The 12,121-nt window shown below is 44.0% G+C and carries 7 protein-coding genes and 1 pseudogene; all 8 read left to right on the top strand.

All coding sequences use genetic code 11. The features are described 5' to 3' along the window. The first annotated feature begins 165 nt into the window (after positions 1 to 165). The 8 genes and pseudogenes from K8S19_04255 (at position 166) to K8S19_04220 (ending at position 12,069) form a co-directional block, all read left to right on the top strand. Positions 166 to 2,418 (top strand): helix-turn-helix domain-containing protein, encoded by a 2,253-nt coding sequence (locus K8S19_04255; GenBank protein MCD4812884.1) that lies wholly within the window; start codon positions 166 to 168, stop codon positions 2,416 to 2,418. A 145-nt stretch (positions 2,419 to 2,563) separates the two neighbouring features. Then, positions 2,564 to 3,316 (top strand): Fic family protein, encoded by a 753-nt coding sequence (locus K8S19_04250; protein ID MCD4812883.1) that lies wholly within the window; start codon positions 2,564 to 2,566, stop codon positions 3,314 to 3,316. Positions 3,317 to 3,460: 144 nt separating this feature from the next. Then, positions 3,461 to 4,645: an ATP-binding protein gene (locus tag K8S19_04245; GenBank protein MCD4812882.1), complete on the top strand. Its 1,185-nt coding sequence runs from the start codon at positions 3,461 to 3,463 to the stop codon at positions 4,643 to 4,645. Positions 4,646 to 4,866: 221 nt separating this feature from the next. Next, the gene (locus K8S19_04240; GenBank protein MCD4812881.1) at positions 4,867 to 5,631 is read left to right on the top strand and encodes a class I SAM-dependent methyltransferase; all 765 of its coding nucleotides are present in this window, start codon (positions 4,867 to 4,869) and stop codon (positions 5,629 to 5,631) included. A 21-nt stretch (positions 5,632 to 5,652) separates the two neighbouring features. Then, on the top strand, positions 5,653 to 5,925 hold the full coding sequence (locus K8S19_04235) for a hypothetical protein (GenBank protein ID MCD4812880.1): 273 nt from the start codon (positions 5,653 to 5,655) through the stop codon (positions 5,923 to 5,925). Between the two features lie 953 nt (positions 5,926 to 6,878). Further along, the gene (locus K8S19_04230; GenBank protein ID MCD4812879.1) at positions 6,879 to 7,691 is read left to right on the top strand and encodes an SDR family oxidoreductase; all 813 of its coding nucleotides are present in this window, start codon (positions 6,879 to 6,881) and stop codon (positions 7,689 to 7,691) included. Positions 7,692 to 8,091: 400 nt separating this feature from the next. Continuing rightward, a pseudogene (locus tag K8S19_04225) lies at positions 8,092 to 9,171 on the top strand (IS630 family transposase). Between the two features lie 432 nt (positions 9,172 to 9,603). Beyond that, positions 9,604 to 12,069: a hypothetical protein gene (locus tag K8S19_04220; GenBank protein ID MCD4812878.1), complete on the top strand. Its 2,466-nt coding sequence runs from the start codon at positions 9,604 to 9,606 to the stop codon at positions 12,067 to 12,069. Positions 12,070 to 12,121 lie beyond the last annotated feature (52 nt).

Raw genomic sequence — 12,121 nt, 5'->3', positions numbered from 1 at the left:
GTACCCGTTGTTTGGGTATCTCCACAGAGTGGAAAGGATCCATATTTGAAATAAGGAAATTGAGGAAGCGTCTTAGTCTTTAAATCCATTTTATAAAATGTTACACTCGCTCTTCATCAACTTAGCATAACTGATAGTGCTTAAATAAATTGAAGGTTCAAGTATATGAATAACAATGGTGTTGATACAGATAAAAGAGAAGATCCTATAACCGATCTTATATCAAAATTTATAAACAATACAAATGGTAATATTTTCCTCACAGGACGGGCAGGAACCGGAAAAACGACCTTTCTGAGAAGTATTGTAGAGACGACACATAAGAAAGCTATTGTTGCAGCGCCTACCGGTATTGCTGCTATCAATGCCGGCGGCGTAACACTTCACTCATTGTTTCAATTGCCCTTTGGCGCATTTATTCCAGAGGAAGTGAATCAGAGTTCAACCTCAATTACGACCTCGCTTAGCACACCCAAATCATTGGTAAGCTCCTATAAGATGCATAAAACCAAACGCCTTTTACTTAGAGAGATGGAATTACTTATTATTGATGAGGTAAGTATGCTGCGGGCAGATTTGCTCGATGCCATTGATGTTGTGTTAAGGCACGTAAGACGCAATAAGGCCAAGCCATTTGGAGGCGTGCAGGTACTGTTTATCGGCGATTTATTTCAGCTGGCACCAGTGGTTAAAGAGGACGAATGGCAATACCTTAAACCTTACTATTCAGGCATATACTTTTTTAACGCCCAGGTATTAACCGAATTTCAACCGCTCGTTATTGAATTAGATAAAATCTATAGGCAGCGTGATGCTCGGTTTATTCAATTGCTTAACAATTTGCGGAATAATGAGATTACAGAAGAGGATTCGCAGTTACTAAATCAACATTATTTTCCTGATATTGAGAAAAAGAACGAAGATGGCTACATATTGTTGACCACGCATAATCGGATGGTGGACGCTAAAAATAAGAAGGCACTTGAGAAAATTAGCGAACCTTCTTTTTTTTATGAGGCTGAGCTGGCAGGAGAGTTCAACGATTATATGTACCCCATAGAAGCCAACTTGGAGCTCAAAAAAGGCGCTCGCGTTATGTTTGTGAAAAATGATTATTCAGGTGAACAGCGTTATTTTAATGGCAAAATCGGCACCATAAGTTCGCTTAAAAAAGATGAAATCGAAGTTGGTTTTTTAGATGGTCAAGTTCCAGTAGTGGTAGAACCTTATACCTGGGAGAATAAGAAGTACACACTTGCCAGAGAAACCAATGAGATCGAGGAAAAAGTAGTAGGCACCTTTAAGCATTATCCTTTAAAACTAGCTTGGGCTGTTACCATTCATAAGAGCCAGGGATTAACCTTTGATAAAGCTATTATTGATGTTGGGAAGGCATTTGCACCTGGTCAAATTTATGTTGCGCTCTCACGACTGACGTCACTGGATGGTTTGATCCTTTCATCAACTATTCCTAGATTAGGATTAAATCCAGATAAATCACTGGCGGTTTTTTCTCAGACCAAACAAGATCCTTCTAAACTGGCGGGACTCTTTGAGGAAGAATCGAAAAAATATTTTAATAGCTTTGTTTTAAATGCTTTTGATTTTAGTAACATGATCCAAGCATTAAGCTATCACACCATAACTTATAATAAAGATGTGAGAAAATCAGTTAAACAGAAATACAAATCATGGGCCATCGAACTATTGGACCGGAGCAGACCCTTGAAAAAAACCGGCGATGCTTTTCAAAATCAGATGCAGACTATAATTAGTGGATCAAAAGAATACGAGCATCAATTACAAGATAGGTTACTGGCAGCGATAGGTTATTTTGAACCATTGATGCAAACCTTGTCTGATAAAGTGACTAGCAGCATAAAAGAATTGGAAGGTCAAAAGGGGATAAAAGCCTATTTAAACGAGCTGCATGATCTGGATAATCTTTATTACAGTCAATTACAAAAGATGTATAAGGCCGAATCTATGATTGATGCCATTGTTAAGAATAGTTCTTTCTCAAAAGAGACCATAAAAAAACCAGCCATGGCCGAAACGCGCCAAAAGGAAGTTGTCAAAGAAAGATTAAAAACTAAAAAAAGTGGTAAGAAAAAGGCTGAAAAAGGCGATACCAAAGAAATCAGTTATAAACTTTATCAAGCGGGCAAGACCATTGAGCAAATCGCCGAGGAGCGCTCTTTAGTAGTAAGTACTATCGAAGGACACATGGCCCATTATGTAAGTGAAGGTCTGATAGATGTCAAACAACTGGTGGAAGCGAGCAAACTTCAGCAAATTATGGATAAGGTAGAAGAACTAAAAACCAGCAAATTCCAGCCTTTGAAAACGGCATTGGGTAGTGAATTCACCTATGGTGAAATCCGATTAGTCGTTTCCAGTATGATGTCTAAGCGTTGATGGGGATGGCGTCAGGTTGTCAGTTTAAGCGATTAGGCCTGATTGGTTCCGGAAGTCAAATATTAATGAAGTCAGTATAGTATTCTTAGAATCAAATATCGCAATAAATCATTGAGAATGTGATATTATCCGGTTTGGAGGCGAAATGTTCAAACCTTACTACCGTACGACAGACTTTTTTTTATCCTGTATCGAAAAAATTGACGCAGTTCAAGTACTGGATAGCGAAATGAAATTGAAAAAACAAAGTTTTCGAGATCTGCCCAAAGAGCTGTTGGTCAAACATACTCGCTTGGCAATCGCCATGGGCGAGCAGTCATCTGGTTCTCAGCAGGAGACTGCGTTGTCTGGATATGGCAGATGTGAGACGGAAAATTATAAACGCGCCTTGCGCTGGATCATGGAGCATGATGACAGATACATCACGGAACATGATGTGCTGTATTTACATCGTGTGCTGACTTTAGGATTGGTTGAAAATCTTAAAAATGGTCGTTATCGAAAAATTCACAATCGTGATCATACCGGAAAAAAAACAAAGGGTTATAAACCGCCGTCAACATCAGCGATTCCTAAATTAACCCGGGCTTTGGTAGACTGGGCCGAACGCAAAGAGGCTTGTCATGCAATTGTTCTGAGTGCGGTTTTTCATTTGCAATTAATACTGATTCAGCCGTTTGCGGTAGCCAACGGCAGGCTTGGCAGAGCCATGGGGTTATGGATATTGTTTCGGAAAAACTACAATGCCAAGCATGTACTTGCGTTGGAAGATTATTTCGCAGCTGATAAAGAAAAATATTTTATGAAAATCCAACAAGTCAAGCAAGCGGATGATGATTTTACGGAATGGATTGATTATATTGCGCAAGGGGTTCTTGAGTCAATGGGGCTGTCATAATTACTACGGGACGTTACTACGGGACGTAGTTCGGTAATGTGATCGGTGCCGGAGTGGTCGGCACCAAGTAAACTATTGACATTATCTAGTTTGATTGAGATAATTAACTAGTTAAAACTAGATAATAATAAATGAGGGAAACAGATGTATAAAAGAAATGTATTTCGCATCGCCCTGTCACGCCTGAACGAGCAAAGAAAATTTATTCAGGTTCTGGCAGGACCACGTCAAGTGGGAAAGACTACTGTGGCGCAGCAGGTTGAAAAAGCATTAAAGCACCCAACCCGATACGCATCGGCCGATGAGCCCACCTTGCAAAATCAATCATGGATTGAAGAACAATGGGAGGCAGCCCGGCAGCTGTGTGATAAGCGCAAACAAGGTGCGGTTTTATTTCTGGACGAAATTCAGAAAATGCCGGGGTGGTCGGAAAGTGTTAAGCGTCTGTGGGATGAAGACAGCCGTAAGGGAATCCGGTTAAAGCTGGTGCTTATGGGATCATCACCCTGGTTGATCCAAAAAGGTCTGACCGAGAGCTTGGCGGGACGTTTCGAAATAATTCCGGTTACCCATTGGAGTTATGCAGAAATGCACGCAGCTTTTGGTTGGGATCTGGAAACGTATATCTATTATGGGGGCTATCCGGGTTCTGCGGAATTGATCAAAGAAGAAGGCCGCTGGCAACGTTATATCCGGGATGCAATCATTGAAACCAGTATTTCGAGAGACATCATGCTATTAAATCCCGTACAGAAACCGGTTTTGTTGCGAAGGATGTTCCAATTGGGCTGCGAATATTCCGGGAAAATATTAACCTATCAAAAAATGCTGGGGCAATTGCAGGATAAAGGTAATACAACCACTCTGGCACATTATCTTGAAATGCTGGCCGGTGCAGGCATGATAACCGGGTTGCAAAAATATGCTGTGCAAAAGGTGAGGCAACGGAATTCGAGTCCGAAACTCCAGGTGTTGAACAATGCACTCATCAGTGCACAAACCGGCTATACTCTGGAAAGCGCAAAACAGAATAAAGAGTATTGGGGTCAACTGGTTGAGTCGGCAATCGGCGCTCATCTGCTCAATTCCTCAAAGGACTTATCGTGTGAAGTGTTTTATTGGCGGGAAGGGGACCGGGAAGTGGATTTTGTATTGGGGCGTGGGAAATCAGCAACTGCTATTGAGGTGAAGAGCAGTACAAAAAAAAAGATACTGACAGGGATGGATGCTTTTGACAAAGCATTCAAACCCCGACGTAAGATTCTCGTTGGAGGAGAGGGTATTCCACTGGAAACATTTATGCTCAAACCTGCGTCGGAGTGGTTATAAACATGGAGTTTTGCAGCAGAATCATATGTCGGCAATTGCCTTATATGTTGAATGAAATAGAAAGCAAATGATCCGGGACGTTGATTAGTATATCAGTACGTAAAGGATGCTGGAGTTAGAATATTAGATTAACACAACCTTATTCTATTATTCTAACTCCGGCACCAAGCAAAATCCAGTTCGTAATAATGAGGGCAAACGTATAAGGAGAATTGACAATTATGGATATGGATAACCCAAGGTTTCAGGAAATTTTTTTGGAAGTATACGATGATATGCCGCAGTTTGGACCGGGCAGTGCCGGCAGTCTGAATAAAGCATTGGCTAGGGTGCCGAGTTTGCCGGAAAAACCGTTCATTGCTGATTTGGGTGCGGGTAATGGTATTGCAACCTTTCAGTTGGCTGAGTTTTTTCAAGGTGCTCAAATTAAAGCAATAGATAATCATAAGCCTTTTATGGATAAGTTTAATCAAAAAGTCAAAGAGTTGGGATTGGATCATCGGCTTCAGGGAATTGCCGGTGATATGCTTGAACCGCCATTGGAAATCCATAGTGCTGATATGATTATTTGCGAAAGCGCTATTTATAACGTCGGTTTTGAAAAAGGGATGCGCGCCTGGCGTCGGTTTATCAAAGCAGAGGGGTTGGTTGTTGTTTCTGAGGTTGTATGGCTTACCACTGATCCTCCGGCTGAAATAAAAGCAATGTGGGATCAGGAATATCCAGCCATTACCTCTATTGATCGCAATTTGGAAATGATTGAGCTGGCCGGTTATGCATGTCTCAATCATTTTACATTACCTCGTCGTGATTGGTGGGATGAATACTATGTGCCGCTGCAAAAGCGTCTTGCGGTGCTGAAGGATAAGTATGAAAAAGATGAATTTGCATTAGAAGTATTAGGTAGTTTTGACCATGAAGTTGCCATGTTTGAGAAATATGGTGATAGCTACAGTTACGAATATTTTATTTGTAAGCAGCAATGATTCGTGCCGGAGTTCAAATGTTTGAAAAAAGGAATGATTATGCATAAATTGCTTGGAAATAGATTCATTAATGCGTTGGGCTTGCTTATGCTTTTTTCGGCAGCCTTTCATATGGTTTTGGTTGTTATTTACGCGATCAAAGAGAAAGATATTAATCATCTGAATTTTTTTAATATCCTGGAGATTGACCGCTATGTCCCGGGGATTATCGAAGGACAGTATAGTATTGTTGTCGCCACAGGATGCATGCTTGCAATTTATATCGTGTTTTATTTATTATTGAAGAAAAAGTGATGCCGTAATTCAGTGATGTGGTGATGGATGGAATGGATTGTAGAGACGTTGCATGCAACGTCTCTACGGATGCAACGTTTCTACTAAATAAATTCGGATGGAGATAACCATGCTCACAAGAAATCCGGAAAGTATAGAAAAAGAGAGATAACCAGGGCGCGCATAGAAATATGTGCGTTTTTTTGTTTAGGAGAAGGGGATGAGGTTGGTTTGCTTAAATTGACAAATTGACTCCGGTCCGTGTGCCACGAAGTTTCGTAAGAGATGAAGGGATCGGTCCTTCGGCATCGGCTTGCACGAGCAGGTGCCAAACCGCCTTGAGCTGCTGTGTTCAAAAGGCATGGTGGTGAGCGTCAAGGTTAGGTGAGAACAGAGAAGATGAACGAAAGTGAACCACTGTTTAAGTGTCGAAGGCAGTAATGATGATGTCAAAACCAGGGTATGGACGGAATCCTGGGATAAGTACAGCGGAAACGTGTTTACTGGCTGTGCGGCATCCGGCATAGAGGTGGTATGAGCTCTGTTCGCGGGCTTTTACGGAGAACGTGGGAACCTATATCATGATGTTAAGGGAGCCATGCAAGCATCGCAGCACGGTGTTAGTATGTGAGTACCAAGGCGTGATATAGGGGCGGATCGGTTCGTAGTAGTGAGGAAGCTTCCGTAATGGAAGTGGAGCGAAGGGACCGAACTGTTTAGCTTGGTGACTATTGTCAACTGTCGAAAGACCGGAGGAACTTCAGTCATGAAGCAAGTCATTATGTTAATCATAATGGCCGAACAGTAAGAGCCGTATGAATCGAGAGATTCAAGTACGGTTCTGTGAGAGCCTGGGGGTGAGATTCCTCTGGGCTACTCGACCCAATATCCCCCAACATTACGGATGCCGGATTTCAATAAATCTCTGACAAAAAAGGACCGACAGACGTTTTTATAAACAAAGGAGTGACATTATGAGTTCAACCAATGTGACAAAAAATGAGTTAGCACTATCTTTAGAACATCAAAAAATCCTTATTACTGGAGTAAGTCGTCCGCTTGGTATTGGGACGGCCATTGCCAGACGATGTATCGAGGCAGGGGCCGACATAGCTGTCCATGGTTTTCCTGACTATGATTTGGAATTGAATTATCCGGACGCAGCAAATGATTTTCCCAATGATTTCGTCAAAGAGCTATTAGCCAAAGGATATACTATAGAAGTACTGTCTCCGTCGGATCTGTCTATTCCAAATGAACCGGCGCGTGTTATTGAGGAAGCAGCGAAAAAGTTGGATGGGCTTGATGGTCTGGTGCTCAACCATGCCTATTCCGTCAGTTCTGATCTTGAAGAATGGACGGCTGAAAACATAGATGCGCATTTTTCTGCAAATGTTCGTGCCACTATGTTGCTGATCCAATCCTTCGCGAAACAGATTGACCAGGAACGCGGAGGTGTTATTACCTTATTTACCAGCGGACAGTATCTTGGTCCAATGGTCAAAGAAATAGCTTATGCTACATCAAAAGAAGCGATTCGGGGGCTCTGTAAACAAGTTGCGCCAGCACTTGCTCCGAAAAATATCCGCGTTAATTGTATAAATCCCGGACCAACCGATACCGGTTATCTGGAGGGTTCAGCTTATGACGAAGTTGCCAGTATGTTTCCTTCCGGACGTTGGGGAACTGTTGATGATGCTGCTAAATTGGTTCAATTTCTTCATAGCAAGCATGCCCACTGGATTACAGGTCAAGTGATTGCAAGTGAAGGAGGATTCAGACGATGAACAATCTTTTTGAAAGTAACGCAGGGAGCGCCAAATTGTATATTTTGATTTTGGCGGAACACTTGTGGAAGAGAGTGCTCCCAAACTGCATCCTTTGCCGGAATCTATCATTGCCCAGATCGGTTTGGATGAAAAGACATTATTCAATTGTCTACTGTCAATTATTGACAGCTTAATGAAAGAAAACGCAAGACAGTCCGAAGATCAAATACCGGCTCCAGTGATGATAAAATAGTGGGTGGAAAAATCACCGTTTAATATGTCTGTGGAAATGTTGGGAAATGCTGCGTGGCATATGTTGGGAGCGGATACTACCACCTATCTAAAGCTCTTACTAATCTAGTGTAGTGTCCCATAAATAAGTTTGCATATAATCAAAAATGGTGTAATATGTTTTATTATGAAAATCAGTCAACCTATCCGTCTAACCCCCGAAGAACGTGTTGCTTTGCAAACTTGGGCTCATGGCCGCAAATATCCTCTGCGTTTGGTTCAACGAGCTCAAATTATTCTTATGGCTGCCGACAGTCAACAAAATCAAGTGATCGCCAGTCGTATGAAAATTTCCCGTCCAACGGTTCAACTTTGGCGCGAACGGTTCCTATCACTGCGCCTCACAGGCTTAGAAAAAGATGCGCCCCGACCAGGACGGTTGTCCAAAATTTCAAATGCAAAAGTAAAAGCTGTGATTAACGCCACGCTTCATACTACTCCGTCCAATGCTACGCACTGGAGCATTCGAACTATGGCTCAAGCCCAAGGACTCAGTCGCATGACCGTCCAACGCATTTGGCAACAGTACCAACTTAAACCTCATTTGATAAAAACTTTCAAATTGAGCCGTGATGCGCACTTCACAGAAAAGCTGACAGATGTTGTAGGACTATATCTGAATCCACCTGATAAATCTTTAGTATTATGTGTCGACGAAAAAAGTCAAATTTAAGCGCTTGATCGCAGCCAACCGGGTTTGCCGATAAAAAAGGGGCGCTGCGAAACCATGACTCACGATTACAAACGCAATGGCACAACCACTTTATTTGCAGCTCTGAACATGGCTGATGGCAAAGTCATCGGAGATTGCCTGCCACGTCATCGGCATAGCGAATTCATTCGCTTCTTAAAAAAAATCGTCGCTGAGACTCCTCCACAGATGGCTCTGCATTTAATTGTCGACAACTATGGCACGCACAAACATTCCCGTGTCAAAACTTGGCTGAAACGTCATCCGAGATTTCATTTACACTTTATTCCCACTTTATGTTCTTGGCTAAACCTGGTCGAACGTTGGTTTCGCGAGTTAACCGAAAAACGTTTGCGCCGAGGATCTTTTGAAAATGTGAAAACCTTGACCACGGCAATTTATGATTATTTAAATAATCATAACCAGAATCCAAAAGTATTTGTTTGGACTGCGCCTGTTGAACGTATCATGGCTAAAATTGCCAAAAGTAAAGAAGCGTTAGGGACACTACACTAGCCTATGAAAGTGTACTGCTGTATATGCGCAAGGCGCTGTAGTAGGGGAACTCCGGATCATAGGTTCATAAGGCAGTGCAATTCGCAAGAAAAATGCTGTGGATGTAATAATATTAATGGGATGTGCAGCGACACCTGGCGGAAATATATTCTATAAAAAGTGATGCCATAATACGGTGATGTTGGGTGTTGGAGTCCAAATAATTAAGTATGGTGTCACCGGAATTTGAGCTATTTGCCGGCATTTTCCGCCGTGGATATTGGTTTTGTCCGAGCTGCCATAAAAATATAGGGGCTTGACCGGTTTTTTGTGGACGTTCCGGCAAGTTCGTCTTAAAATATGCAAGATTTGAGAATGTTTTTTTCCTCGCTTGGCGATTTAATTGATTTCCACTCCCACCAACAATATTATCCTTCCAGGAGGGTTTTTCTCATGCGAAAATGGACATTAGGCGCAATTTTGTTTGGCAGTATGCTTTTGGGCGCGTTTTATATAAATGCCCAGGCCGCCACTTTCACAGTCACGAGTCATGCCGACAGCGGGCCCAACACCCTGCGGGACGCCATCACTCAAGCCAATGGCACCACGGAAACAGACATTATTGTTTTAGCCGTAAGTAATTCGATTACAGTCCATTCGGAATTGGCTGTTAATCAACCCGTAGTGCTTGAGGGCCAGGGCGCGACGCTGGGTGCTACGGGAAACAGTATTTTAAGATTGGCGAGCGGAAGCGATGCCAGTGTTATACGAAACATTGCGATTATTGACGGCTATGGCGGAATTATAATCTATTCCAACAATAATCAAATCCTGGGCTGCGCCATTGGTACGGATTGGTCTGATGCGACCGGCCAAGGCAATGATTTCTACGGTCTTCAGGTCTATGGCGACAGTAATATGGTCGGCGGCCCGGACTCCTCTAGCCGCAATATAATATCCGGCAATAATGGTGGAATTTGGCTGAGCGGCATTGGCAATACGGTCCAGGGTAATTATATCGGCCTAACCAGCGATGGCTTAACCATTTTAGGCAATGTCAACAATGGCATTTACAGCCGAAGTTCCTTCCAATGCCTGATTGGTGGAGATCAAACTCAAGGCGAGGGCAATATCATTTCCGGGAACTCTAAGGGTATTGTTTCATACGATACGATACAATTGAATATCCGGGGCAATCGTCTGGGGACCGCCCCTGACGGTCTGAGCGCCTTGCCCAATGGTCAGGCCATTGTCCTGGCGGGCGCAACCACGCAATGCCTGGTTGGCGGCAATGCTCTGGCCGGCCAAGGCAACTTGATTTCCGGCAATTCCTTCTCCGGAATTACCATTTCCGGCGCTTCGCACGGGAATAGTGTTTGCGGAAATGTTATTGGCCTAAATGCCGGCCAAAATGCCGTTCTTCCCAATAATGGGAATGGTATTTCCCTCGATAACTTTGTTACCAGGAATGTCATTGGCCTGCCGCAGCCCGGTTGGGGGAACGTCATTTCCGGGAACACCGGGCATGGTATTAATTTTAGCCAGGCATCTGAAAGCGTTGTTCAGAATAACATTATCGGCCTCTCCAGCAGTGGCCTGAGTTTTGGCAATCATATGGGGATTTGCCTCGCAGCGAGTTCTCCTTATCAATTGATCGGCGGGGTTCGCAATGACGGCCGTTTTGAACGCAATGTCATTTCCGCCAATATAATGGCGATTTCCGTACGTAGCGACAACAATAGCATCTGCGGCAATTATATTGGAACCAATTCCAGCGGCACTGTTGGTATCAGCAACACGAGCTATACGCTTTATTTAGCCGCTGAAAGTGAAAACAATTTAATCGGCGGGGCCAATACGGATGGCGGTGATTGGTATGGAAACATCATTGTCGGCGATACTTTCAGCGGTATTACGAATGATGGCAGTAGTGGCAATACCATAACCGGCAACTGGATCGGTTTGCTGGCCGATCACAGTGCGCCCTTGACGGCCTTTACCAACGGCATACACTTGTCCAACAATTCCCGCGACAATGTCATTGGCAGTTTTGGCGACGGGCAAGGCAATCTTATTGCCAATAGCCTCATTGGCGTTAATTTAGCCGGGGAGGACACGGATTTTAATCGTATATGGGGAAACACAATCAGCGCATTTTCCGTTGAAGGCATTGTTTTGGGAGCTGGCTGCAACGAGGACAAACCCGCTCCGCTGGTAGGTATGGCGGATATGGGACTTGTCTCCGGCACGGCCCAGGCCTTTGATTATATCGAGGTCTTCAAAGCTGAAGCGCGGCCCGGCGCGCAAGGCGGTAGTCTTATCTTTGTCAACTCCACTTTTGCCGATGTTGACGGATACTGGGAACTCTATCCCGCGGGCCTGCTGGCCAATGGGGATTACGCTTGCGCCCTTGCCACGGATGGCAATAACAACACCTCGGCTTTTTCGTATAATGTCCTGGTCACAGCTTTAATTCCGACGCCTACACCGACCTTCACGCCCACGATTACGCCCACACATTCGCCGACCGCTACAATCACCTCGACCCTGACCATATCGGTCACATCCACGATTTCGCCGACCAGTACTGTCACGCCCACCATGACTCCCACGCCTACTATGACCCCGACCACCGCCCTGGGCGGCGTGGATTTAGGCGGCCGGCAAGTCCTGGCTTATCCCAACCCGGCCCAGGAACAGATGACCTTTGTCTTCCATCTGGACCAGGCAGCAGAAGTGAAAATATTGATTTACAATTTGGTGGGTGAACTCGCGGCAGAGCTCTCCGGAGATTTTACGGCTGGACACGGACAGACTCTGGTGTGGGACTGCGGCGACATAGCACCGGGTATATATCTGGCACGGTATACCGTCGCTGGAGACGTGAAAGAAACAGTCAAAATCGCAGTCGTGAAGTGAGCGCCAAGCAAGCTGTTGCCATACCAGTCAGTTGATCTTGCGCCACAAACAG

Source organism: bacterium (assembly GCA_021108215.1).
In the GTDB taxonomy this organism is placed as follows: Bacteria; Oederibacteriota; JAAXVQ01; order JAAXVQ01; family JAUVAV01; genus JAIORK01.
Note: the sequence above shows the minus strand (reverse complement) of the source record. Positions and strands in the feature narration are given on the sequence as shown.

Excerpts from the sequence above, each read along its gene's own strand:
- K8S19_04255 (MCD4812884.1), top strand. The coding sequence starts at position 166 with ATGAATAACAATGGTGTTGATACAGATAAAAGAGAAGATCCTATAACC.
- K8S19_04250 (MCD4812883.1), top strand. The coding sequence starts at position 2,564 with ATGTTCAAACCTTACTACCGTACGACAGACTTTTTTTTATCCTGTATC.
- K8S19_04245 (MCD4812882.1), top strand. The coding sequence starts at position 3,461 with ATGTATAAAAGAAATGTATTTCGCATCGCCCTGTCACGCCTGAACGAG.
- K8S19_04240 (MCD4812881.1), top strand. The coding sequence starts at position 4,867 with ATGGATATGGATAACCCAAGGTTTCAGGAAATTTTTTTGGAAGTATAC.
- K8S19_04230 (MCD4812879.1), top strand. The coding sequence starts at position 6,879 with ATGAGTTCAACCAATGTGACAAAAAATGAGTTAGCACTATCTTTAGAA.
- K8S19_04220 (MCD4812878.1), top strand. The coding sequence starts at position 9,604 with ATGCGAAAATGGACATTAGGCGCAATTTTGTTTGGCAGTATGCTTTTG.